20 protein-coding genes and 1 pseudogene are annotated in these 25,120 nt (G+C 69.5%); 9 read left to right on the top strand and 12 right to left on the bottom strand.

The window, feature by feature from the left end; genetic code table 11:
* The first annotated feature begins 2 nt into the window (after positions 1-2).
* From Vau01_RS08210 to Vau01_RS08200, 3 genes are all read left to right on the top strand, one after another.
* Complete coding sequence (locus tag Vau01_RS08210; RefSeq protein WP_203988857.1) at positions 3-1,001, top strand: Bug family tripartite tricarboxylate transporter substrate binding protein; 999 nt, start codon at positions 3-5, stop codon at positions 999-1,001.
* Positions 1,001-1,441 carry a tripartite tricarboxylate transporter TctB family protein gene (locus Vau01_RS08205; RefSeq protein ID WP_203988855.1) on the top strand — a complete coding sequence of 147 codons (441 nt, stop codon included), beginning with the start codon at positions 1,001-1,003 and terminating at the stop codon, positions 1,439-1,441. Before Vau01_RS08210 ends, Vau01_RS08205 begins: the two co-directional genes overlap by 1 nt.
* Before the next feature lie 70 nt (positions 1,442-1,511).
* Positions 1,512-3,038 carry a tripartite tricarboxylate transporter permease gene (locus Vau01_RS08200; RefSeq protein ID WP_203988853.1) on the top strand — a complete coding sequence of 509 codons (1,527 nt, stop codon included), beginning with the start codon at positions 1,512-1,514 and terminating at the stop codon, positions 3,036-3,038.
* Here Vau01_RS08200 and Vau01_RS08195 read toward each other — a convergent pair whose 3' ends face one another.
* Both Vau01_RS08195 and Vau01_RS08190 read right to left on the bottom strand, forming a co-directional pair.
* On the bottom strand, positions 3,039-3,710 hold the full coding sequence (locus Vau01_RS08195) for a response regulator (protein WP_203988851.1): 672 nt from the start codon (positions 3,708-3,710) through the stop codon (positions 3,039-3,041). It abuts the gene before it with no gap.
* Positions 3,707-5,257: a sensor histidine kinase gene (locus Vau01_RS08190; protein WP_203988849.1), complete on the bottom strand. Its 1,551-nt coding sequence runs from the start codon at positions 5,255-5,257 to the stop codon at positions 3,707-3,709. The genes Vau01_RS08195 and Vau01_RS08190 overlap by 4 nt, the downstream gene beginning before the upstream one ends.
* A 111-nt stretch (positions 5,258-5,368) precedes the next feature.
* Between Vau01_RS08190 and Vau01_RS08185 the strand changes: the two genes are divergently transcribed.
* The 4 genes from Vau01_RS08185 (at position 5,369) to Vau01_RS08170 (ending at position 10,407) form a co-directional block, all read left to right on the top strand.
* The gene (locus Vau01_RS08185) at positions 5,369-6,352 is read left to right on the top strand and encodes a Bug family tripartite tricarboxylate transporter substrate binding protein (RefSeq protein WP_203988847.1); all 984 of its coding nucleotides are present in this window, start codon (positions 5,369-5,371) and stop codon (positions 6,350-6,352) included.
* 68 nt (positions 6,353-6,420) lie between these two features.
* The gene (locus Vau01_RS08180) at positions 6,421-7,092 is read left to right on the top strand and encodes an ABC transporter ATP-binding protein (RefSeq protein WP_203988845.1); all 672 of its coding nucleotides are present in this window, start codon (positions 6,421-6,423) and stop codon (positions 7,090-7,092) included.
* Positions 7,082-7,759, top strand: coding sequence for an ABC transporter ATP-binding protein (locus Vau01_RS08175; RefSeq protein WP_203988842.1), 678 nt, complete (start codon positions 7,082-7,084; stop codon positions 7,757-7,759). The genes Vau01_RS08180 and Vau01_RS08175 overlap by 11 nt, the downstream gene beginning before the upstream one ends.
* Positions 7,759-10,407: an ABC transporter permease gene (locus tag Vau01_RS08170; protein WP_308440447.1), complete on the top strand. Its 2,649-nt coding sequence runs from the start codon at positions 7,759-7,761 to the stop codon at positions 10,405-10,407. Before Vau01_RS08175 ends, Vau01_RS08170 begins: the two co-directional genes overlap by 1 nt.
* A 132-nt stretch (positions 10,408-10,539) precedes the next feature.
* Here Vau01_RS08170 and Vau01_RS08165 read toward each other — a convergent pair whose 3' ends face one another.
* From Vau01_RS08165 to Vau01_RS08120, 10 genes and pseudogenes are all read right to left on the bottom strand, one after another.
* Positions 10,540-11,076 (bottom strand): hypothetical protein, encoded by a 537-nt coding sequence (locus tag Vau01_RS08165; protein WP_203988838.1) that lies wholly within the window; start codon positions 11,074-11,076, stop codon positions 10,540-10,542.
* Positions 11,077-11,124: 48 nt separating this feature from the next.
* Positions 11,125-11,544, bottom strand: coding sequence for a signal peptidase I (lepB, locus tag Vau01_RS08160; protein WP_239151433.1), 420 nt, complete (start codon positions 11,542-11,544; stop codon positions 11,125-11,127).
* Entirely contained in the window at positions 11,544-13,328 is a 1,785-nt protein-coding gene (locus tag Vau01_RS08155; RefSeq protein WP_239151412.1) for an ABC transporter ATP-binding protein, read from the bottom strand. The genes lepB and Vau01_RS08155 overlap by 1 nt, the downstream gene beginning before the upstream one ends.
* A 65-nt stretch (positions 13,329-13,393) precedes the next feature.
* Positions 13,394-13,876, bottom strand: a complete 483-nt coding sequence (locus tag Vau01_RS08150; RefSeq protein ID WP_203988832.1) for a TlpA family protein disulfide reductase — start codon at positions 13,874-13,876, stop codon at positions 13,394-13,396.
* A 546-nt stretch (positions 13,877-14,422) separates the two neighbouring features.
* The gene (locus Vau01_RS08145; protein ID WP_203988830.1) at positions 14,423-14,611 is read right to left on the bottom strand and encodes a hypothetical protein; all 189 of its coding nucleotides are present in this window, start codon (positions 14,609-14,611) and stop codon (positions 14,423-14,425) included.
* Positions 14,612-15,006: 395 nt separating this feature from the next.
* The gene (locus Vau01_RS08140) at positions 15,007-15,291 is read right to left on the bottom strand and encodes a hypothetical protein (RefSeq protein WP_203988828.1); all 285 of its coding nucleotides are present in this window, start codon (positions 15,289-15,291) and stop codon (positions 15,007-15,009) included.
* Positions 15,292-15,803: 512 nt separating this feature from the next.
* A pseudogene (locus Vau01_RS08135) lies at positions 15,804-15,996 on the bottom strand (ISAzo13-like element transposase-related protein); the annotation flags it as partial.
* A 171-nt stretch (positions 15,997-16,167) separates the two neighbouring features.
* Entirely contained in the window at positions 16,168-16,740 is a 573-nt protein-coding gene (locus Vau01_RS08130) for a transposase (RefSeq protein WP_203988826.1), read from the bottom strand.
* Between the two features lie 303 nt (positions 16,741-17,043).
* Entirely contained in the window at positions 17,044-17,520 is a 477-nt protein-coding gene (locus Vau01_RS08125) for a hypothetical protein (protein ID WP_203988819.1), read from the bottom strand.
* Between the two features lie 673 nt (positions 17,521-18,193).
* A complete protein-coding gene (locus Vau01_RS08120) occupies positions 18,194-18,466 on the bottom strand; it encodes a hypothetical protein (RefSeq protein ID WP_203988817.1) in 273 nt (90 codons plus the stop codon).
* Between Vau01_RS08120 and Vau01_RS65185 the strand changes: the two genes are divergently transcribed.
* Together Vau01_RS65185 and Vau01_RS08110 are read left to right on the top strand one after the other, a co-directional pair.
* Positions 18,409-18,966, top strand: coding sequence for a transposase (locus tag Vau01_RS65185; RefSeq protein ID WP_373320201.1), 558 nt, complete (start codon positions 18,409-18,411; stop codon positions 18,964-18,966). The two genes, Vau01_RS08120 and Vau01_RS65185, sit on opposite strands and share 58 nt — an antisense overlap.
* An 84-nt stretch (positions 18,967-19,050) precedes the next feature.
* A complete protein-coding gene (locus tag Vau01_RS08110; RefSeq protein ID WP_203988813.1) occupies positions 19,051-25,110 on the top strand; it encodes an RHS repeat domain-containing protein in 6,060 nt (2,019 codons plus the stop codon).
* The last annotated feature ends 10 nt before the right edge of the window (positions 25,111-25,120 follow it).

The raw sequence follows: 25,120 nt of genomic DNA, 5'->3' as shown, positions 1-25,120 counted from the left end.
GAATGAGGAAGACCGCCGCCGCGTTCGTCGCCGGCCTGGTCCTGACCGTCACCGCGGCATGCGGTGACACTACGAACAAGGCCGACACCGTCGAGTACCCCACCCGAACCTTGCAGATCATGGCGCCGGCCGGTGCGGGCGGCGGGTGGGACATCACCGCCCGCACCATGCAGAAGGCGCTCAAGGACGGCAACCTCGTCTCCGGGGGCGTCGAGGTCACCAACGTCACCGGCGCGGCCGGCACCGTCGGCCTCGCGCAACTGGCCACGAAGCACAAAGGCGACCCGCACCAGTTGATGATCACCGGGCTGGTGATGGTCGGCGGCATCGTCACCAACAAGTCGGCCATCGACCTCGGCCAGACCACCCCGATCGCCACGCTCACCGCCGAGGACGAGGTGATCGTGGTTCCGGCCGCCTCGCCGCACAAGACGTTGAAGGACCTGGTCGAGGCGTTCAAGGCGGACCCGGCCGCGGTCAAGTGGGGCGGTGGTTCGGCCGGTGGCACCGACCAGATCCTCGTCGGCCTGCTCGCCAAGGCCGCCGGTGTCGACCCGAAGAAGATGAAGTACATCGCCTACTCCGGCGGCGGCGAGACCAAGGCCGGCCTGCTTTCCGGCGACCTGACCGCCGCGGTGTCCGGCGCGAGCGAGTTCAAGGATCTCGTCGCGGCCGGCAAGGTGCGGGCGCTGGCGGTCTCCGGGGCCAAGGGCGTGGACGCCGGTGCGGGCTCGCCGGCGCCGACCATCAAGGAGTCCGGCTACGACGTCGAACTGATGAACTGGCGCGGAATCGTGGCTCCGCCCGGCATCAGCGCCGGCGAGAAGGCCGCCGTCATCGCGCTCGTCGACCGGCTGCACGGGTCGTCGCAGTGGAAGGACGCGATGAAGCAGCTGGGCTGGACCGACTTCTACCGCAGCGGCGACGAGGCGGCGGCGTTCTACGACAGCGAGGCCAAGCGGATCCGGAGCGTGCTCGTCGAGGCCGGGGTCGTCTCCTGATGGACGCCGTCCGGGCCCGTCTCGTGGGGGTCGTCCTGCTCGTGTCGGGGCTGTCGCTCGGCGCCGTCGCCGTGTGGGAACTCGACGGGGCGGCCCCCGCGGTCGACGGGCCGCGCTTCGCGCCGATCGCCGTCACCGCACTGTGGACCGTCCTCGCGCTCGTGTACGTGCTCCGACCGTCCGATGTGGACACCGAGCCGGTGGTGCACCGGTGGGCACCGGTGCTGCTGGTCGTGGCGCTGGTGGCCTACGTCGCGGTGCTGGAACCGGTCGGCTTCGCGCTGGCGAGCACGGTGTTCTACGTCGGTGCCGCGCGGATCCTCGGCAGCCGGCAGTGGATGCGGGACGTGCTGGTGGCCGTGCCGCTCGCATTCGGCGTGTACCTCGCATTCACCCGGTTGCTGGACATCCGGCTGCCGGCGGGGGTGCTGCCGCTGTGAGCGAGCTTTGCGAGCGAACCATTGGCTCAGTGAGCCGCGAATGCGTCGCCGCGCGGAGCGGGGCGGCGCCATGAGCGACCTGCTGAACGGGTTCGCGACGGTGCTGACCCCGACGAACCTGCTGTTCGCGATGATCGGTGTCACCGTCGGCACGTTCATCGGCGTCCTGCCGGGCATCGGGCCGGCTCTCACCATCGCGCTGCTGCTGCCGATCACGTTCAGTCTCGACGATCCGGTCGGCGCGCTCATCATGTTCGCCGGCATCTACTACGGCGCGATGTACGGCGGGTCGACGACGTCGATCCTGCTGAACACGCCGGGGGAGTCGGCGTCGGTGGCGACGTCGATCGAGGGTCACCAGATGGCGCGGCGCGGCCGGGCCCGCGCCGCGCTCGCGACGGCGGCGATCGGATCGTTCGTGGCCGGGACGATCTCGACGGTGCTGCTGACCGTGATCGCCGAACCGGTCGCGTCGCTGGCGACGTCGTTCCGGGCGGCCGACTACTTCGCCCTGGCGGTGCTGGCGATGGTGTGCGTCACCGCGTTGGTCGGCCGCTCGGTCGTCCGCGGCCTGCTGTCGTTGGTGTTCGGGCTGTTTCTCGGCCTCGTCGGGATCGACTCGCTCACCGGGCAGTCGCGGTTCACGTTCGGCAGCCTCGAACTGCTCGACGGCGTCGGCATCGTCGTGGTCATCGTGGGGCTGTTCGCGATCGGCGAGACGTTGCACGCGGCCGCCCGCGGGGACACACCGTCCACAGTGGACCCGGTGGAGCCACGCGGGTTTCTCGGCTGGCTCAGCCGCGACGACTGGCGGCGGTCGTGGAAACCGTGGCTGCGCGGCACGGCGTTCGGGTTCCCGCTCGGGGCGCTGCCGTCGGGCGGTGCGGAGATCCCGACGTTCCTGTCCTACACCTACGAGAAGCACCGCTCGCCGCACAAGGAGGAGTTCGGCAACGGGGCGATCGAGGGCGTGGCCGGGCCGGAGGCGGCGAACAACGCGTCGTTCTCGGGCGTGCTGGTGCCGTTGCTGACGCTGGGCATCCCGACATCGGCGACGGCGGCCGTGCTGCTGGCCGCGTTCCAGATCTTCAACGTGCAGCCCGGCCCGCAGTTGTTCGAGCGGTCACCGGAGCTGGTGTGGGCGCTGATCGCGTCGCTGTACATCGGCAACGTGATGCTGCTGCTGCTGAACCTGCCGCTGATCGGGCTGTGGGTGAAGGTGCTGCGGATCCCCCGTCCGCTGCTGTACGCGGGGATCCTGCTGTTCGCGACGCTGGGCGTGTACGCGGTGTCGAACAGCGTCGTCGAGGTGCTGATCGCCTACGGCATCGGGGTGATCGGGTTCTTCATGCGCCGGTACGACTTCCCGCTGGCGCCGGTGATCCTCGGCGTCATCCTCGGGCCGCTCATGGAGGAGCAGTTCCGGCGGGCGCTGGTGATCGCCGACGGCGACCTCACCGTGTTCGTGACCCGGCCCCTGACCGTGGTGCTGCTGATGTTGGCGGTGCTGGCGCTCGCGGTCCCGTACCTGCCGCGCCTGGTCGCGCGGGCGCGGGGACGCAGCGCGGAGAAGTTGGCGTTCGCCGAGGACGACTGATCAGGGACCGGTCCAGTAGTAGCGCCGTTCCGGCCGTCCGGTTCCGCCGTAGCGCAACCGGACGGCCGCCGTGCCGGACTCCACGAAGTATTCGAGGTAGCGGCGGGTACTCACCCGCGACAGCCGGGCCACGTCGGCGCACTCGCTCGCCGACAGGTCGCCGACGGCGGCGATCAACGCGGTGCGGACCAGGTCGGCGGTCGGCGCGGTCAGCCCCTTCGGCAGGCTGATCCTGGTCGGCCGCAACGCCCCGAACAACCGGTCGACGTCGTCCTGCGCCACGTCACCGTCGCCGGCGAGCCGGCGGTGCGCGGCGCCGTAGCGGTCCAGCCGCTCCCGCAGCACCTCGAACGTGAACGGCTTGATGAGGTAGTGGATGACCCCGCCCCGCAACGCGGTGCGGATCGTCGCCACGTCCCGGGCCGCGGTGATCGCGAGGACGTCGACCGGCGCCGCGCCCTCCCGGACCCGGCGCAGCACCTCGAGGCCGGAGATGTCGGGCAGGTAGATGTCCAGCAGCACCAGGTCCGGACGCAACGACCGCACCGCGTCCAGCGCCTCCGCCCCGGTGTGTGCGACACCGTCCACCGTGAACCCCGGCACCCGTTCCACGAAGCCGCGGTGCACGCGCGCCACCATGAAGTCGTCGTCGACGACCAGGACCCGGATCATCGGGCCGCCGCCCGGACCCGGGGGACGACCGCCGTGAACGCCGAGCCGTCGACGGTCGCCGACCCGCCCCGCCGCACGCAGATCGAACGGGTCAGCGCCAGCCCGAACCCGCGGGTGCCGGCGGCGTCCTTCGTGCTGAAGCCCTGCCGGAACACCTCGTCGGCCTGAGCCGGGGCGACGCCCGGGCCCGAGTCACGCACCCTGATCACGACGCCATCGCCGTCCGTGATCGAGACCGACACCCAGCCACCGGGTCCGGCGGCGTCGATGGCGTTGTCGACGAGGTTGCCCACGACCGTCACCAGGTCGGCCGCCAGCTCCTCGTCCAGCGGCCCGATCGCCGCCGCCGGATCGATGCGCAGGTCGACGCCGCGCTCCGCGGCGAGGCTGGCCTTCGCGACCAGCAACGCGGCCAACGCCGGATCGCTGATCCGCGACGTCACGTCGCGCAGGCTCTCGTGCCGCCGGCTGGTGCCGTCGACGTACCGGACCACCTCGTCGTACTCGCCCAGCTCGACCAGCCCGGCGATGGTGTGCAGCCGGTTGGTGAACTCGTGCGCCTGCGCGCGCAGGGTGTCGGTGGCGAGCCGGCTCACGTCGAGTTCCCTGCGCAGCGCGGTCAGTTCGGTGCGGTCCCGCAGCGTCGTCACCGAACCGACATCGCGGCCGCGGACGATCACCGGCATCCGGTTCAGGACGAGGACCCGGTCGTCGCGCAGCACCACCTGATCGGCACCCGCCGTGCGGCCGGTCAGCACGTCGAAAACGCCGTCGGCGAGGCCCAGCTCGGTGAGCGGCCGGCCGACGGCGTCGGGCGGGAGCCCGAGGAGCCGGACCGCCTCGTCGTTGGCGAGCGTGACCCGGTCGGCGGCGTCGGTGCCGATCACCCCCTCCTTGATGCCGTGCAGCATCGCCTCCCGGTGCTCGACGAGGCCGGTGATCTCGGTCGGCTCCAGGCCGAGGGTCTGCCGCTTGACCCGCCGGGCCAGCAGCAACGATCCGGCGACGCCCAGCACGAGCCCCAGCGTCAGGTACACCAGCAGGCCCGGGGTGGCATTCGCGAGTTGACCCGCGAACGTCGGATAGGTCAGCCCCACCACCACGAACCCGACGATCTCGCCGTTGGACTCGGCCAGAACGGGCACGTGCGCGACCAGCCGGCGGGCACCGTCGTCGAGGACGCCGACCCAGGCCCGGCCGCGCAGGACGTCGCTGTCGCCGAGGTCGGCCGGTCGGCCCGCGCCGGGGCCGGTGACGAGGACACCGGCCCGGTCGCCGATCACCACATATGTCGCCCCGGCCACCGCCCGGGCGCTCTCCGCCCGGGCGGCCAGCGCGTCGTACCAGAGCGGGTCGGTGATGCCGGCGCGCACGGTGCTCTCCGCCGCGAGGTTCTCCGCGACCGACCGCAGGCGGCGGCCCTCGTCGGTGCGGAACGCCGCGTCGGCCTCGGCGAGGGAGACGGCGCCGACGGCCACGACGACGGCCAGCACGATCCCCAGCTGGGACAGCAGGAGCTGCCCGGCGAGGGAGAACCTGCGGCGCATGGTCCCAATAAAGGCCCCGGGACGGCCCGAGGCAACCCTCCGGCGGGGACGAACCGCGACCAAAACGACCACAACCGGTGCCGACCCGACGCCGCGTGGCAGGCTGGCGCCATGTCCCTGCGGCGGCTCCCGGTGGTGGCGGCGGTCGCGGCGGTCCTGGCCGTCGCGGTGACGCTGCTGCTGGTCGTCGACCGGGACCGCGACGACCTCGCGGGCCTGCGCATCATGGTGCCCAACGCACCCGGAAGCGGGTACGACGTGACCGCCCGCACCGTCGCGAAGGCGTTGGAGGACGCCGGGCTGGTGCGCGGTGTCGAGGTCTTCAACCTGCCCGGCGCCGGCGGTTCGGTCGGCGTGCGACGGCTGGTCTACGAACGCGGCAGCGGCTCGCTGGTCATGCTCATGGGGCTGGGCGTCGTGGGCAGTGAGTACGGCCGACCGGCCCGGAGACTGACCGGGACGACCCCGGTCGCCCGGCTCATCCAGGAGCCGAACATGGTCGTGGTCACCGCCGACTCGCCGTTCCGGACCCTGAACGACCTCGTCGCGGCCTGGCGGGCCGATCCACCGGCGGTCGCCGTCGGCGGCGGCTCGTCGCCCGGCGGCCCCGACCACCTGGCCCCGATGTTGTTCGCGCGGACCATCGGGATCGCCCCGCCGGTCGTGCGGTACGTCCGTTACGACGGCGGGGGAGACCTGCTGGCCGCGATCCTCGGCAAGCGGGTCGCGTTCGGCGTCGCCGGCGTGGGTGAGTACGCCGACCAGGTCCGGTCCGGCCAGTTGCGGGTGCTCGCCGTCACCGGGCCGACCCGGGCCGCCGGACTCGACGCGCCCACCCTCCGCGAGGCCGGGGTCGACCTGGAGTTCACCAACTGGCGCGGGATCGTCGCACCGCCCGGCCTGTCCGCGCGTGACGCCCGCGCACTGCGCGACGTCGTCGGCCGGTTGGTCCGCTCGGCGGCGTGGCGGGCCGCGCTGACCCGCAACGGCTGGGCCGACGCGTACCTCGGCGGGCCGGAGTTCGGCCGCTTCCTGGCCGACGAGACGGCCCGGCTCGACTCGGTGATGGCCGACCTCGGACTGGCACCGGCGTAGCCCGTGAGCCGTGCCGCCGGCTCGGTCGTCAGCCTGCGTTCAGCGACCGTCCCCTATCGTCGCCGCTCATGACAGTCGCGGGCGCCGGCCTGTACCACATCTACCGCGAGGGCGAGATCGAGACGGTGGCGTTGCGTGGCGCGGACATCGTGCTCGCACCGTCGTCGTGGACCAGCCTGATGGGCCCGTCGGGGAGCGGGAAGAGCACGCTCCTGCACATCCTGGCCGGGCTGCTCACCCCGACCGCCGGTTCGGTGATCGTCGACGGTACCGACCTGACCAAGGCGGACCCCGTCGAGAAGGCCCGGCGCCGACGGCGCATCGGCGTGGTGCTGCAACGGGACAACCTGCATCCGGGTCTGGACGTCGTGGACAACGTCGCGCTGCCGTTGCGCCTGGACGGGCGTCCCGGCGGGTCGGCCCGGGAGCGGGCCCGGCAGTTGCTGGCCGAGGTCGGCCTTGCCGGGTACCGCCGCCGGCGCGTCGGGCAGCTGTCCGGCGGTGAGTCGCAGCGGGTGGCGATCGCCGTGGCGCTGGCGTCGCGACCCGCCGTCCTGCTGGCCGACGAACCGACCGGGGAGCTCGACGAGGACACCGCGGCCGGTGTGCTGGACGTGCTGGAGACGGTTCGCGTGCGGGAGAACACGGCGATCCTGACCGTCACCCACAACCGGCAGGTGGCCGAGCGGGCCGGCCGCCGCCTGCTCATGCGCGACGGGGTGGTCGTCGATGAGCGCTGAGGCCGCCCTCCAGGCGATCGAACTGACGCGCCGGTACCGCCGGGTGGCGGCCCTGTCCGGGGTGTCGATCGCGGTGGCCCGGGGAGAAGTGGTGGCAGTGACCGGACCGAGCGGCTCGGGCAAGAGCACACTGCTGCACCTGCTCGGCGGACTCGACCGCCCCGACGCCGGGCGGGTGCTGATCGGCGGGGTCGACTGGCGGACGCTGGGCGGGGCGGCACGGTCGCGGTTGCGCCTGCGGTCGTGTGGGTTTCTGCCCCAGGGCATGAGCCTGCTCCCGCAGGCGACCGCGGCCGAGAACGTCGAGGTGCCGTTGCTGCTCGGTGGTGCACCGCGGGCCGAGCGGTACGACCGGACGCTGCGGGCACTCGACCGGGTCGGGCTCGCCGAGCACACCGACAAGCTGCCCGACCAGTTGTCGGGCGGCCAACAGCAACGGGTCGCCATCGCCCGGGCGCTGATCGCCGAACCGGTCGTCGTCCTGGCCGACGAGCCCACCGGCAGCCTGGACTCCGCCAACGCGCAGGCCGTCACGCGCCTGCTGATCGCCGCCGCCACCGAACGGCGGGCCGCCGTCGTGCTCGTCACCCATGACCCGGCGGTCGCCCGGCACGCCGACCGGATCGTCACCCTCCACTCCGGACAGTTGAACGGGGAACCGTCGTGATGCTCTGGTTGTTCGCGCGAACGGTCCGCCACTCGCTGGTCCGGTTGACGCTCGCCGCTGTCGGCGTCGCCTTTCCGGTCGCCGTGCTCGGCGCCACGCTGCTGTTCATCGACGGCGCGGTCAGCCAGATGACCGCCCATGCGCTGGCACCGGTCCAGGTGGAGATGCGTGCGCTGGCCACGTCGCTGGACGTCGACATGAACGCGGTCGGTCGGGGGCTGGCCACCGTGCGCGGCGTCGGCCGGGTCGACCGGTTCGCCACCGCGGACGTGGTGGTGTCGGCGCCGGGGACGGGACGGCTGCCGGCCCGCCTCTACGCCGTCGATCCGTCCTATCTGGACAGTCACCCGTGGGTGCGGGCGTCCACCCGCCCGGGTGGCGGAGCTCTTCTGTCGACGCCGCTGCCCGGCGCCCCGGCCGCCACGACGATCACCGTCGATCTGCCGGGGGAGACACCCGAGGACGCGCAACCGCTCGCGTTGTCACTGCCGGTCCGCGGGGCCGTCGACGTCCGTTCGGCCCACACCTGGTCGGCGATCCCGCTGGGTGAGGTGCAGGGCGACATCGCCGTCGTGCCGCGCGCGGTCCTGGTCGACTACGCCACCTTCGAGTCCCTGGTGCTGCCCGCGGTGAAACGCCTTACGGTGGACGGCGGCACGGGGGTGTTCAACCAGGGCGCCACGGACCTGCCACCGGTCAGCGTCGAGTTCCACGTGGCGGTTTCGCACGACGCGTACCCGACCGATCCGGCCCGCGCCCTGGCCTGGTCGACGGCGTTGCGCCGGACGCTGGAACGGCAGGTTCCGGGTGCGGTGGTGGTGGCCGACAACGCGGCGGAGGTCCTCACGATGGCCACCGAGGATGCCACCAACGCCAAGATTCTCTTCCTGCTGCTCGGCATCCCCGGCGCGTTGGTGGCCGGCGGGCTGGGCGTGGCCGCGGCGACCGCGATCGGCGCGGCGCAGCGGCGGGAGGAGGCACTGCTGCGCCTACGCGGCGCGACCAGCGGCCAGTTGGCCCGGCTGAACGCCGCACACACGGCGCTGGCGGGAGCGGTCGGCGCGGCCATGGGGTTGGTGGTGGCCGGCCTCGCCGTCGCCTGGTCGAGCGGCCGCGAGGTATGGCGCGAGGTCCCACCGGACCGGTTGGCCGTGACCGGGCTGATCGCGGTCGCCGCCGGCCTGCTGACGACGGTGACGCGGCTGGTACCGCTCGTCCGGGCCGGCCGGCACGTCGACGTGGTGACGGCGCGGCGGCCCGTCGAGCGACGCGCCCCGACCGGCGTCCGTCGGGATGTGGTTCTCGTCGCGGTCGCGCTGGCGATTCTCGGCATCAACGCCCTCGCCGGCGGCCTGCGCCAGACGACGATCGAGGGTCAGACGCTCGCGCTGGCGTTCTACGTTCTCCTCGCCCCGATCCTGCTGTGGTTCGCCGTGACCATGCTGGTGATCCGCGGCCTGCGTACGGTGCTGGTGCGGCGGACCCGACGGCCCGGTCCGCTCGGCACCTGGCCGGGTGCCGCGTTGCGGTGGTTGGGTCGTCGGCCGGCGCGCACCGGCGCGGCGCTGGTGCTGGGAACGCTCGCCGTGGCGTTCGGGACCAACGTGGTCACGTTCACGGCCACGTACCGGGCCGCCCGGCTCGCCGATGCACGGGCCGCGTTCGGCTCCGATCTGCGCTTGACCCCCGCCGACGCTTCGGTGGCCGCTGCCGCGGTGCCGCCACGACCGGGACCGGCGGTCGTGGCGACCACCCCGGTGCGACACGTGCCCGCTCGGGTCGGCACCGACCGGAAGAACCTGCTCGCCATCGACGTCGCGACCTACCGGCGGACCGTCACGATCGCGCCGTCGATGCTGGTCGGCCGGGGGGTCGAGGCGCTGGCCGAGAATCCGAACGCGGTCCTGGTGAACTTCGAGATCGCCGACGGCTTCGCGGTGAGCCCCGGTGACAGCCTGACGTTGACCGTCTTCCCGGACGATCCGAACCGCACCAGGAACCTGACCCTCCTGGTCGCCGGCGTGTACCGGTCCTTCCCGCCCGACGACCCGTTCGCCGAACTCGTCACCGCGGCGGCGGCGATCCCGGGGCCGCCGGTACCGGTCGACTTCCATCTGGCCAAGGTGCGGCCGGGCACCTCGGCTGCGGACCTGGCCCGGGCCAACCCGGGTTACACCGTCACCACGCTCGGGCAGCAGGTCGTCCAGGAACAACGCAGTCTCACGACGTTGGACCTGCGTGGCCTGAGCCGTCTGGAATCGCTGGCCGCCGCGACGGTGGCCGCGGTCGGTGTGGCGGTGCTCGGTGCCTTCCTCGTCCGGGAGAGAGGCCGTGAGACGGCGATCCTGCGCGCCGGCGGCGCCACCACGGCGCAGGCGTTGACCGCGCCCGCGGTCGAGGGTGCGATCGCTGTCGTGGGCAGTCTGCTCATCGGGATCCCCCTCGGCATCGGACTCGCAGCGCTGGGCATCCGCGTGCTCCAGTTGTTCTTCATGCGTCCGCCCCCGCTGATCGTCGTACCGGTCGGCGCGTTGGCCGGGCTCGCCCTGTGCATGGTCGTCCTGTCGGCGGTGGCGCTCGGCGGTGCGCTGCGCCGAGCGGCCCGTCAGGACACCGCATCCGCTCTGCGCGAATCCGACGGCCAGTGACGGACTTCAGTGCTGCCCGCGATCGCCACTGGCAGGTTCAGCATCCGTTCAGGTCGGCGTCGGCGACCATGACGGCCATGGCCCTTCTGGACGAGCCGGCCACGAAGGTCGAGGCGATGGGCAAAGCGCTCCTCAGCCAGAAGGGCGTCGGACTGGGCTACCGCGTCCCCGTATGCGGGTCCCCGGGACGATCGCCGGTGGGATCGGAGTGACCGGCGTAGGCGGCGGGGTAGCCGTCGAGAGGCGCCGAAGGGGCGCGTTCGGGCGGCGGTAGAGCAGCGTGGGATCCGGCAGACCGTCGAGATCGGGTGATGGGTGAACGGGCGGAGTTCCGGTTTGCGGCAGGAACGGCAGCAGCCGCTCGTACACGGCGAATGCGTCCTCGGGACGCTGGTCGGGCGCCTTGGCGAGCAGGTCGAGCGCGAGCCGCTCCAGAGCTACCGCGTCGAGAAGTTCGTCGACCGCCACGGGCCGCCGAGGATCACCCTGCACAAGGTCAGGCACCTCGCCGCGAGCCTCCAGATCGCCGCCGGCGTCGACATCGCGATCGTCAGCAAGAGGCACCGACACAGCTCGATCAAGATTACGAACGACACCTACGGCCACATGATCGGCACCATCAGCCGCCAGGCCGCGGAAGCCGCGGCCGCGCTGGTTCCGCTGCGACACGCGAATGGACGTGTCCGCTTTGAGGCCGAGGTGGCTATGCGCCGAGGATCACAGTGTGCGTACAACTACGCCGAGGACCTTGTCTGCGGCGAAGTATCCGTTCAGGCGGGAGTCGTAGCTGGCCGTCGGGTTGTCGCCGAGCAGCACCAGCCGGTCGGGCGGGACCGCCCGATCGGTGGCCGGCAGGATCGGGAACCGATCCGTCGGGACCGGGTCGCCGGGAACGGCAACCGCCCGCTTCACCAGCCAAGGCGGAGCGCCGTGCGTGTGTGGCGGTGGCATCTTGATGACCACCATGTCGCCGGGCCCAACCCGCGCCAGCTGAACGCGGCGCACCAATACTCGGTCACCATCGCGCAGCGTCGGCGTCATGCTCGTACCGTGGACCCGCACCACGATGTAGCACCTTCTGAGAACGGCGACCGTTCCGGCCAATGCGGTCAGGGCAAGGCCTCCGGCGAGCCACATCATCGCGACACCACCGGGCCGGCGTTGGTCGACTCGTCGCGGTAGCCATCGGCCTGCAGCCCGAACTGGTCGGCGTAGTCGCCACTTGCGGCGATCAGCTCGTCATGGCGACCCTGCTCGATGATCCGGCCATCGGCCAGCACGACGATCCGGTCAGCGTCGCGCACGGTGTTCAACCTGTGCGAGATCAGCAGGCTGGTGGCACCTTCACGCCGGTCGCGTAGCCGGTGGTGGATGTCGTGTTCTGCAGCGGGGTCCAGGCCGGAACTCGGTTCGTCGAGGATCAACAGGTCGCGCCGGTCGCGCATGAACGCGCGGGCGAGTGCCAACCGCTGACGCTGGCCCCCGGACAGCAGGAGACCAATGTGCGTTTCATCGTTGTCGGTGTCCAGGAATATTCGAGACAGCAGCGTGTGGTAGCCGCGGGGCAGGCCGCGGATCGTCTCGTGCAGGCCAGCCCGACCGGCTGCGGCCTCGATCCGCGCGGTGTCGAGCAGCGCCGTCACCTCACCCACGCCGATGTTCTCGGCGATGGAGACCTCATATTCCATGTGGTCCTGGAACACCACGCCGATGTGGTCGCGCAGTTCCCTCACCGACAGGTCACGCAGGTCCACCCCGTCCCACAGAATCGCTCCGCGTTCCGGGTCATAGAAGCGGCACAGCAGCTTGACCAGCGTGCTCTTTCCGGCGCCGTTGCGGCCCACGAGCGCGACTGCGGTGCCATGCGGGATGTACAGGTCGATGCCGCGCAACACCCACGGCTGGTCAGGTGCGTACCGGAACCACACGTCCCGCACCTCGATGCCCCGCCGCAGCGTCGGCACCGGCCGCGGGTCGACGGCCACGGCCAGATCTGGCTCGACTTCCAGAACGACGCGGTAGTGGTCATACATGATCAAAGCCTGGTAGCCGTCCGCGACCCGCGCGACTGCCACGGTGACGCCAGCCAGTAGCGCCGCAACTGCGCCCGCAAAAGCCGATACATCCCCGATCGTCAGCCGGCCCCGGCCAGCGGCCCCGATGGCCCACACCAGACCGCCACCAAGAAGCGACGCCGACATGATCCCCAGTCCGACCTGCACGCATAGCTCGCGGCCGTCGATACGGCGGCGCTGTTCGTCCGCGGCACCCAGTTCGGCCAGCATCCGGCCCCGAAACAACGCGGACAGGCCGAGCAGTCGGAGCTCCATCGCCGCGGTCAGGCTGACCAACAGCTCCGAGTAGAAGAACTCACGGCGCATCAATGGGCTGATCCGCCAATAGGTACGGGCCGCCGCCCTGGCCAGCTGGATCTGCGCAGCCAGTGCCGGTGCCAGGCCGAGCAGCGCCACGCCGGCCATCGTCGGGCTGATCGACCACAGGACACCGATCATCCCGGTCAACGACAGCAGGTCCCGGCCAGTACCGAGCACACCGTCCAGAACATTGCCAGGACCGGTACGACCGGCCTGCTGAGCCAACCGTAGCCGGTCCCGAAACGACGGGTCCTCAAGCCTGGCCAGGCCATCCAATCGTTCGGTGGCCAGATATAACTCCGCTTGGGATCGCCGGCCGATCACCCGCCCCAGGTGCGCGTTGACGTACTTGTGCACCGCAGGCAGTACCGTGGTCGCCAATCCGACCACGACCAGACCCCCGGTGATCAACGGCAGCTCCGCCGACCGGCGACCGCTGATCGCGTCGAGAGCCGCTTTCATCAACCACACCGAAATTACCGGCGGCGCCGCCAATGCCACGTTCAGTACAACCTGCAACGCGACCCATGCGGGCGCCGTACTCACAGCTAAACGGAGCGCGTGCCAAGATCCACCGAGAACACGACCGAGTGCAGGAGTTTCGCCAGCGGTCATACCGACGTGCTAGCCGCCAGGGCGGACGGCGCGAACCCGCTCGCCCGCACCACGCCACCAGCGTCCAGCAAGCCGAACGTCGGGAACGCCTGGATGTCGAACGCGCCGGCCATCGGACCACCCACGGGCTCCGCTACAACCGTGGCGATGCCGTCAAATGCCCGGGTCATCGCAGCCGCGTCAGCACCGCTGCCTACCACTACACAAAGGACCGGGCCGGCGTGTTCCTCGGCGAACCTGACGAGCTCCGGCAACCGCTCAACACACGTGGGACAGGCGGTGGATACGAAGCTGACCAACGTGCCTGCGCCGAGGCTCCGCCGCGAAACCGCCTCGCCATCGACAGCCACCACACTGAACTCGCCAACCGTGCCACCGGCCAGCATCATCGCGCGGTCCGGCCGAGAGTTCCGTCGATTCAGAATCTCGGTATGCTCCCGTAGACGTCGAATCACGCCGAATGAGAACACCAGATTCACCACGCCGAGCGTCCGATGCCGATTATCGCAGCGACTGAGAAAGCCACTGGCTCTGCCTCCCACTCAGCAACGGCCGAGATACACGCAGTTCGCGTACTCGCACTTGCAGGTCAACTCGCATCGCCACAGGAAGGTTTCTTTGCAAACGATTCGCGTGCCTCCATCGGGGCACGGGCAGGCACCGGCGGTCGTGCGGGGAACTACCAGGGCGAGCAAACGATCGGCGACCCCACCGAGAGCATTTCGCATCTGCGATGTCCTTTCGTTGGTAAAGGTCCGACTGTGGAATTGAAGGCTGGCATATACACCCTTTCACGATGCTTTCACGTGTCTGACTGAACAGTCCGACGACTCTGCCGTTGGGTCTCGACGAACGAACACTCGCCGTTGACCTGCTCGTGCAGCTTGGCCTCGGGCAGGAGCCGGCGCGGTCGAGCGTCGACTCCCACTGCGTCTCGATGGCATCCGGGCAGCCCGGTAGTCGACGGAGGCGCGGCGTCGCGTGCCAGCACCCGCGTGGGATGCCGCCGGTAGCTCGGCCTCGATTTAGCCAGTCACGTCGACGTCGTTGACAACGACACGCTCGAACGCGCCACCGAGGTGGACGTCGCCCCATAGCAGTCCACGATCTTTCAGGCCGCTGACCTCGCAATCGCGAATCTCAAGACCGGCAAGATCGCACAGGTGGATGCGGGCACCACGGAACTGGTCACTCTGGGCGTACACAGCAGGCACCGGGACAACATCCCGCATCCGTCAACGGATAGCACAGTGTGAGGGTAGTCGTACAGCGGGCGGCGGGTGGAGCTGATATGGACGGGGTCCGCGCTCGGGGTGCGGGTCAAGCCCGGCGGGTCAAAGGACAGCCGCCTCCGTCGGCGAGACTCCGTCGGCGAACCACGTCGCCGCCTGCATCCGTACCGCCTCACGCTTGTCACGCGCCCGGGTGGACAAGCCGCCACAGTCGTGATACCTCATGATCCCGGAATGCGCCCATCTGCGGTCACGCCCGGTGCGGCACGCCACATCGATCCCTGCGAGAGACCACGCGACAAGTATTGGCACGGTACGGGGAGAGGGATGCAGCAATGCATCCCTCCTACCCGATTAGTGCTTACCTGATCGGCCTTTCATGACCAGTAAACGAAGTACCACGCCATCTTGATCGGGTTCCAGTCGCACGGGCTGGCTTGCCAGCCGTTGTTGATGTTTACCTGCCGCTCGTAGTAGCACTCCCAGTAGTTGTCGAACGGACCGTCAGTGAACGGGCCGGCCTTGACCTGAACAGACTCAATAGACGACCCTGCCGGTAGGCGGAACGGTTCGGCATTGGCCGCGCTGGCTGGACCCACCGGACTGAGTGTCATGGTGACTGCGACAGTAGAGCCGACGATCAACCGTTTCAACAACCTCATGCAGTTGTGCCTCCTCACCACTGATCATCCACTTCGCTGTATCGATTCGATGCCGGATCATTCCAACACAGCCAATCTGTCACGTTGCTTTCATCGCAGTCGGTTCAAGATCGATTAGTGCGAGCGGCTGGGGCGCGCAGGTCACTCGCGAACGAGTGAAGCGACAACGGTGGCGCGATCTTCACGTACTGGTGTGCCGAATGCCGATGCTCCTCACGGGAGGCTCCTTGATCTGCCCTGGCGCGAACTGGACACCAGCGCAGCCGGGCTATGGCCATATGCAGTTCTGCGTAGGCTCAATCACAAGTGAGCCGGCGGCCGGGTTCCTTGGATGCACCCGTGACTTCGGCGCTCCCTGTGTGCACGAGTACAGCGGCATACGCTGTCCACTCCTGCGACCGGACCCGGCCCAAATGCCGCGCCTGCAAGAGATCCGCGACAACCACCGCCCGCGTCCCCGAGGCTCACCGGCGAAGGCTGGTTCGGCGAAGTCGCTGGGTTGGAAGCCACCCTGGTCGCCGCCGACCAGAAACTGCAAGGCATGAACAGATCGTCCGTTTGGTGTTGCCCTGCAGACTGAACACGTTTGCCCGAACAGATCGGCGACCGTGTCGGCCGAAACCCGATGGCCTTGTGAGAGGTGAGTGCGGCGGCGAGATTGCTAGTGGACGTCGTCGTCCATCGCAGCGGTGACATCGGATCGCCGACCCGGGTGTGTAACCCAACCGCGAAAGCTCACCAGCGAAACCATCGGCATACTCGGCCAGCGGTCCAGCCACGCGCGGACCCAAGCGACCACCCTTGATCGCCCCCTCTCACCAACTTCGAGAGAATGACGCCCGATCACATCGCCGGAATACGCTGACCCAGCAGCAGTCACTCCAACGAGTGGACCGGCACCCGCCGCCACGTCGGCATAAGCCGGACCTCGGCGTAATGGGTCTTATGCCGACGTCGGCATAAGACCCGGTTCCGCAACGCCTCAGGGTGCACGCCGAGCTGCTCGGCCAGCTTGCGAATCGTCGGCTTCGGATCCGACTCTCGGTACAGCCGCACTGCACGGGCTTTCAACTCATCCGGGTACTTCTTCGGTGGTGCCACGGTGGGACTCGGCCAGTCGGTCGGCGGCCGGTGTGATCGTGAACCGGTCGAGGAGTGCGTGGACTTGGTCGGTGGTGAACCGGCGTTTGCGGGCGAGGTGCACGTGGGTGGCGTGGCCGGGGTGACGAAGAATGCCGCCCAGCGTGGGTGGGGGAGTAGCCGGGACAGGGCGGCCAGCACCACCCGGTCGGCCGGTTGAAGGTCGGGGCGGTGTACCTGGCGGCGTAGTACCGCGACCTGGTGGCGGAGGACCAGCAGCTCGACGTCTTTGGCTCCGCCGTCGCGGACGAGTTGGTTCAACATCTGCAACACCTGGCGCAGCAGCAGGTACACCAACGAAGCGCTCATGGCCGTGATCGTCGCAGCAAGCTCGACACCGGCTTCGCGCAAGTCGCACGTCAGACCATCTGAACCGGGTTTACGAGCCCCGCAGGCTTCCGGTCTCGGCTCCCGCCTGCGGTCCCGACCTCAAGCGGTGCAGACAGATCCCACGGTGCACGCACGCGGTATCCCCTACCAGGGCTCGACCGCGAAATTGCACCCCACGCAGCGAACTGTGTTGTTCGTCCGGGCCTTCTACGAGGACATCGCTCAGTCCAAGACGACCTCAAGGGCTCGTTCAACCTTCCACTGACTTCTGGCGATGCGGTTTTACTGGCGAGTGGCTCGTATCATCGCCTTCAAGCTTGAGGAGACAATGGTTCGTAGGTGCTCGGCTGACGTGTAAAATTGAACGCGAAGCGGCGCGATGTCAAAGTGCAGCTCCGTGCCGGCCTTAGCTACCAATAGGATGTCCATGTTTTCGTTGCCCACGCCATGGGCATAGCCCAGCTCGTAGTATACGTTGGGTCTCTCGTCGGTGAGGTCACAGACAATGAACTCGGCGCGCTCGATTAGTTCGACAACCTCTCGGATCACAAATCCTGATCCCGCGTACTCATCTGCCCGACGGGTATTGAGGCGTAGCTTGCGGCATTCATCCTGAACCGCAGCGTAGACTTCCGTCATCTCGATGCCACGAAACGGCATGATCACGAAAACAAGGTTCTTCTCAAAGTCTCCGCCGTCGTCCGCATCAAACGCCGGAGTGCGAAATTCGCGATCCATAAATGAGTGTTTGCGACCCATTAACGGCTTCCTTCCGGAGGGAACACCGAAAGTTGATCTTGACGACACGCTGCGAGATGCGCCACGATATCACGAGGCCGGAGTTGATCGCGCCACAGGAGACAGGAACTCCAACGGCCCAACTGATCAATGCGAGTACGCGAACTTCGTTCGGGTTGGGCGGCACGATTCCGCGGTCAATGCTTCGGCGACTACGACGCCTGGCGCGACGGGACAGTCGGGTGTGCTCGCGGCATCCTGGCGAAGGCTGGCCAGACCGCGGCCTGCCGCTCTTGTCGGATCTCTCCATTGGCGGCGCCTTGCCGCCAGTGACCCTCTCGGGCGCCCGGTTCGCCTTTGAGATCGGACGCCGGCTCGGCCAACCCGACTACCGGCCCAAGACCGTCGCTGACCCCATCGCACACATCATGCCCGGCGCGGTAACGCCGTAGGCGGGCCGGCTCCCGTGAGGAGACCGGCCCGCCTACGGCGTTAGGGGTTCAGTGGTAGACGATGTACGAACCCACCTTCAGCGGTCTGCCTCCGGAGCGCGTGTCGACGATCCGGAACTGGTAGTCGTCGGTCGGAAGGTCGCCGAAGTAGAACCAGTCGACGGTGTCAGGCAGTACATGATCTCCTCTGCCATGAGCTGCAGGGTGTCCGCGTTGATCACCTGGACCTTGGGGTTCGCGCTTCAGAAGTTGAAAAAGATGTGTGCGTCGTAGCCGTCCCTGAGGTTGGTCCAGCGATACGAGTAGAAGGTCGAGTTCGCGGGTGCGTTCGAGATCCTGTGAGGTCCCATGACGCCGGCGTGAGCGGCCGACGCGGGAACGATCGCCGCCACGGCGGCGACCAGGGCCACGACCATCACGCGCACGTCGAGCCGACGTATCAACGGCCATTTCATCGTTGGATTCCCCCGGACTGTGTGGGCATCGGCGGTCCGCCGGGTGGCGGCGCCGGTCACAGCGTCGCGAACCGGGTCACGCGCCGCGGCGGCCAGCTGCGAACGTCCACGACTCGCAGGTCATGGTGGCGTTGCTGGACTCGATCGCCCCGATCCGCTCCCGCCGGGGCGGGCCGCGGCACCGTCCCGCCAAACTCCATGCGGACAAGGCCTACGACGTTCCGGCCCTGCGGGCGGAGGTCCGCAGACGCGGGATCGCCGTGCGGATCGCCCGCAAGGCGGTCGAGAGCTCCAAGCGCCTCGGCCGGCACCGCTGGGTCGTCGAAGCCTGCCTGTCCTGGCTCCAGCCCAACCGTCGACCGGGCCGCCGCTACGAACGCAAAGCCGAGCATTTCCAAGCCTTGCCGACCTCGGCTGCGCCCTACTCGCCTACCGACGACTCACCAAGGTCACCAAGTGCCATCAGCCCTGAAGTTGCGCCGATGCCGCGCAGGCCCGCCCGCGCGGCATCCGGCCATCGCGGGAGTGAGCGTCCCCGAACGCAGAGAGCGCATCGATGATCAACAGATGATGAACCTGTGACGAAGCTGCGTAGCTTTCGCCGCACGGTTGGCTTCGGGGCGAGGTCGAATGCGAGGTGCGCCATGGGAAGCAGGCGGCCGTGGGCCGATGTCGCGGGGTTGGTGGCGTCGACGCGACCAGCCGGGAACCGGGCGCCGCGCGGGCGCATCCGAACGGTCGTCGGTGTGGCGGTGGCGGTGGTGCTCGGCGTGCCGGTGGCCGCCGTGCTCGATCCGGTCGCGGCAGCCGCGCAGGACCGGCCACGCCCGCAGGTGGACGGGACGGTCCCGGCCCGGGTGGCGGGTGCCGGCCCCGGCCCGGTCGCGAGTGCGGTCCGCCCGTTCACGTTGCCCGCGCCCGTGTGGCCGGCGGCGGGTGTCGCCGAGAAGGCCTCCGGGTCCTCCCTGTTGCGGGTGGAGACGCTCGATCAGAAGGCCGCCCGCAGCGCCGGTGTCGACGGCGTGCTGCTCCGGGTCCGCCCGACCGGCGGTGCGGCCGCGACCGGCACGGCCGCCGCGACAGGTGACGCGCATCTGGATGTGGACTATTCGGCGTTCCGCTATGCCTACGGCGGCGACTGGTCGGCCCGGCTCGGTCTCTATGTCCTGCCGGAGTGCGCGCTCTCGACGCCGGACGCGGCCGGATGCCGGCGTGTTCCGGTGGCCTCCCGCAACGACATGCGCGCCGGTGTCGTCTCGGCCGACCTGCCCCTGACCGCAGGCGAGGACACGTTGATCGCGCTCGCGGCGGGACCGGATGGTTCGGCGGGTGACTATGCCGCCACCCCGCTGTCGGCGTCGTCGACCTGGGCGGTGGGCGGCGGCTCGGGCGCCTTCGTGTGGGCGTATCCGATGAAGGTTCCGCCGTCACTGGGCGGGCCAGAACCGGGGCTCTCCCTGAACTATGCGTCCGCGAGCGTCGACGGGCGGATGGCCGCGTCGAACAACCAGCCGTCGTGGATCGGGGAGGGCTTCGAGTTCAGCCAGGGGTTCATCGAGCGGCGCTACCGGCCGTGCGCCAAGGACGGCGGCAACGGGGCGAGCGCCGGTACGAACAGCGGTGACCTGTGCTGGAAGACCGACAACGCGGTCCTGTCGCTGGGCGACCACTCCTCCGAGCTGATCAAGGTATCGGACACCGAATGGCATGCCCGGGCCGAGGACGGGCTACGGATCGAGCGGCGCGACGGCATCGTCAACGGCGACAACAACGGTGAGCACTGGGTGGTGACCGACACCGACGGCGTGCAGTACTGGTTCGGCAGGAACCGGTTGCCGGGCTGGCAGACGAACAAGGCGGAGACCGGCTCGGTGTGGACCGTGCCGGTGTACGGCAACCAGTCCGGTGAGCCGTGCAATGTGTCCCCGGGCTGGTGCCAGCAGGCGTGGCGATGGAACCTCGACTACGTCGTGGACCCGTTCGGCAACACGATGGCGCTCTGGTACGCCAAGGAGGGCAACAAGTACGCCCGGAACATGAGCGGGTCCACCCTCACCGAGTACGTCCGTGGCGGTTTCCTGGACCGGATCGACTACGGCGCGCGCAGCGACACCGCGTACGGAACGGCACCGATGCAGGTCGAGCTGACCGAGGGCGACCGGTGCACGGAGAGCTGCGGCAACCGCAACGCGTGGCCCGACACACCGTGGGACCTGGAGTGCACTGACTCGTCCTGTCTGATCGGCAGCCCGACGTTCTGGACCTCCAAGCGGCTGGCCAAGGTGGCCACCCGGGTCTGGACGGGTTCGGGTACCAACTACCGCGAGGTCGAGTCGTGGACCCTGACCCACGGCTTCCCGAACCCGGGTGACGGTAACCACGCTGGCCTGTGGCTCGACCGGATCTCCCACTCGGGTGGCGGCACCTCGTTGCCCGACATGAGCTTCGTCCCGACCGCGCTGCCGAACCGGGTCGACGGAACCGACCACGCGCCGGCGATGAACTGGTGGCGGATGGCGCACATCAACACCGAGTCGGGTGGGTCGGTCTCGGTGACGTACTGGCCGCAGGACTGTGCGACCGGCACGCGGCTGCCGACGGCACCGGAGTCGAACACCCTGCGCTGCTACCCGGTGAACTGGAAGCCACCGGGCGCCAGCAAGCCCGTCACCGACTATTTCAACAAGTACGTGGTCCGGGCGGTGACCGAGTCCGACCTCGCGCTACCGTCCGACGCACGCGGGCCCGGCGTGGTCACCACGTACGACTACCTCGACGACCCGGCGTGGCACTACACCGACGACGACGGGCTGATCGCCGACGAGGACAAGACCTGGGCGGTGTGGCGCGGCTACGGGCGGGTGCGGACGATGCGTGGCGAGGGCTCCACCCGTACCCGCACCGAGACGGTCTACTTCCGCGGGATGCACGGCGACAAGCTGCCGAGCGGTACGCGGTCGGTGTCGTTGCCGGCGGCGGGTGGCGCGGCCACCGTCGCCGACGAGGACGAGTACGCCGGGCTGGTCCGCGAGCAGATCGTGTACGACGGGCCGTCGGGTGGAGAGATCACCGCGGCGGTGCAGGAGCCGTGGCGGTCGGATCCGACGGCGTCGCGGACCATCGGCGGGACGACGGTGTACGCGCGGCACGTCGACATCGGCGTGACCCGGACGCGGACCGCGCTCGACGGCGGGCGGGGCTTCCGGCAGACCCAGACCCGGACGACGTTCGACGCCTACGGCATGCCGGTACGGGAGGAGGACCTCGGGGACGAACGGGCCCCCGGCGACGAGCAGTGCGTGCTGACCACGTACGCCCGGAACCTCCCGGCGTGGCTGGTCGAGTACGAGAGCCGGAAGCGGACCCTGGCGACCGACTGCACCAGGGCCACCGGCACCGGGCTCACCGAGGCCGACGTCATCGACGACACCTACACCGGTTACGACCAGCAGGGCCGCGGGGTCGCCCCGACCAAGGGCGCGGTGAGCATGATCGAGGAGCTGACGGGGTGGCCGTCGACCTACCGGACGACCGCGCGGGCGACGCACGACGAGTACGGCCGCGTCCGGCAGGAATGGGACCCGCGCAACGTCCTGACGACGACGGCGTACACCCCGGCGGCGGGCGCACCGGTCACCGGGATCACGGAGGTCAACCACCTCCGCTCGACGGTCAATCCCGACGGCTGGACCACGACGACGACGCTCGACCCGGCGTGGGGCCACCCGACGCTCACGGTCGATCCGAACGGCAAACGCACCGAGCTGGCCTACGACGGCCTGGGCCGGCTCACGGCGGTGTGGCTGCCCGGCCGGGCCCGGTCCGCGACGGCCAGCCGCACCTACGGCTACCGGGTGAACAACAGGACCTCCAGCACGGTGACCACCAGCACGCTGAACGCGTCCGGCGGGTACACGACCGAGGTGACCCACTACGACGGTCTGCTGCGGGTGCGCCAGACACAGTCGTCGGAGGCCGGCCCGGGCGGTGGGCGGGTGCGCACCGACACGTTCTACGACGCGGCCGGGCGCACCGTCCGCGAGGACTCGGGCCTGGTCGTGGACGGGCCGCCGAGCACCACCTACCTGCTGCCGGTGCCCGACGCGCAGGTGCCGACGCAGACCCGCACCCGCTACGACGGGGCCGACCGGGTCCGGGCGTCGGTCTTCGCCAGCCGCAACGTGGAGAAATGGGCCACCACCAACGACTACGGCGGTGACCGCACCGACACCACGCCACCGCCCGGCGGGATCCGCACCTCGACGTTCACCGACGCGCGCGACCGGACGACGCGGCTGCGCCAGTACACCGGCACCGGCACCTACAACGACACGACCTACGGATACAACGCCAAGGACCAGTTGGTGTCGATCACCGACCCCGTCGGCAACGTCTGGCGCTACACGTACGACCTGCGCGGTCGACAGACCACAGTGGACGATCCCGACGCGGGCGAGTCCAGGACGACCTACAACGACGTCGGCGACGTCGTGTCGCGAACGGACGGCACCGGCAGGACCGTGGCGTACACCTACGACGCGTTGGGCCGCCGCACGAGCATGCGCGACGGCACCGTCACCGGCGCCAAGCGCGCCGAGTGGGTGTTCGACCGGCTCGCCAAGGGCCAGTTGGACCGGTCGATCCGCTACCTCGGCACCGACGCGTACGTCAACGCCGTCACCGACTATGACGACGCCTACCGGCCGGAGGCCCGGGAGATCACGATCCCGATCGGTGAGGGCGCGCTGGCCGGAACCTACACCTACCGCTACACGTACAGGCCCGACGGGAGCCCGGCCACCACCGTGCTGCCCGCCGTCGGTGGGCTGCCCGGGGAGCGGCTCAGCCACGGCTACAACGCAGCAGGCATGCCGGAGACGCTGCAGACCAATCTGTCGCCCACCGGTGACGACGCGTACCTGGTCGACGGCACCGGCTACACCCGGTTCGGTGAGCTGGCGATGGTCGGTCGCCGGTACGCCGGCGGGTCGACACTCGACACGCTGTTCCTCTACGAGGACGGCACCCGCCGCCTGGACACGGCGACCACCACGCGGCAGGCGACGCCGGCAGTGCTGGCCGACCTGAACTACCGCTACGACGCGGCCGGCAACGTCATCCGGATCTCCGACCGGACCGCGGGCGACCACCAGTGCTTCGCCTACGACGCCCTGCGCCGGCTCACCGAGGCCTGGACGACGGCGGCCACCGACTGCGCGGGCGCCCCGTCGGTCGGCGGTCCGACGGGACCGGCACCGTACTGGCACTCGTTCACCTACGACCGGGTGGGCAACCGGACCGGTTCGGTCGAGCGGATCCCGACGTCGACGTCGACGCGCAGCTACACCTACCCGGAGGCGGGCGCCGACCAGCCACACACCACGCGCACGGTGACCACGACAGGTGCCGGCACGGTCAACTACACCTACGACGCCGCCGGGCGCACACTCACCCGTCCGGGTCCGACGGGCACCCAGACGTCGACCTGGGACGCGGAGGGGCGCCTGGACAAGGCCACCGAGGGAAGTAGCCAGACCAGTTTCGTGTACGACGCCGACGGCAACCGGCTCATCTCCCGTGACCCGGCCGGCCGGACCCTGTACCTGCCCGACCAGGACCTGCGGGCCACCACGAGCGGTGCCACGACCGGCGTCCGCTTCTACCGGCACGCCGGCCAACTCGTCGCGGTGCGCACCGGCGCCGGGCTGTTCTGGCAGGTCGACGACCACCAGGGCACCGCGCAGATCACGGTCACCTCGTCGCCCGACCAGACGGCGGCGATCCGCCGGCAGACCCCGTTCGGTACCGCGCGCGGCCCCGCCGCCGCCTGGCCCACCACCCGGGGATTCGTCGGCGGCACGAACGACCCGACCGGCACCGTCCACATGGGAGCCCGCGAGTACGACCCGGGCCTCGGCCGGTTCACCGCGGTCGACCCGCTCGTCGACAACGAGGACCCGCAGCAGATGCACGGCTACGGGTACGCCAACAGCACCCCGGTGACGATGAGCGACCCCGACGGCCTCAGCCCGGTCGGCGATCCGCAGCAGAAGAAAAAGAAGTCGGGCAACAGCAGCGTCAGCGACCACAAGTCGAAGAAGCCGACCAGGAGCGTCAGCAACAACCAGAAGAAGAAGCGGCAGAAGATCGACTACCGCCAGGTGATCAGGCGCGCGCCGAAGGCGGCACTCGAACGCTACAAGCAGACCGACATGTACAAGCGGTCCAAGAAGAAGCCCCAGCCCAGCCTGAGCAAGGTGCGTCCGTCGAGGTCCTCGGCGGGAGAGACGTTCAACTTTCCGATCGGACCGGGGGCCGGCGCGCCGGGCGAACCCGGGGAGCCGGGTGCGCGTGAGGGGTTCGGAATCTGCAACCCCCTGGTGACGCGCACCCCGGAGTGCCTCAAAGCGAACGTCGAGTACTACTTCGGCGACGCGATCGAGAAGGGCGTCCTGGCCTGGAAGTACGTCAACGAGAAGCAGACCGAGGTCATCATCTGGGCCGCCAACGGGTTCAACGCCTTCCAGAACTGGTTCTGCGGCCTGAGCGAAGGCGAAAAGCTGATCTTCGATGCAGGGGCGATCGTCGTGTCGCTACTACTCACCAAGAACCCGATCGCCGGGGGTGTCGTTACCGGAGCGGTCTTCGGACTCACCGTCAACTGCTGGCTCATCAAGAACTACTACCGGAAGTGGTGGCCCTGACGTGAGACTC

Source organism: Virgisporangium aurantiacum (assembly GCF_016863635.1).
Taxonomy (GTDB): Bacteria; Actinomycetota; Actinomycetes; order Mycobacteriales; family Micromonosporaceae; genus Virgisporangium; species Virgisporangium aurantiacum.
The sequence above is the reverse complement of the archived record's forward strand: the minus strand, read 5'-3'. Positions and strand labels throughout refer to the sequence as shown.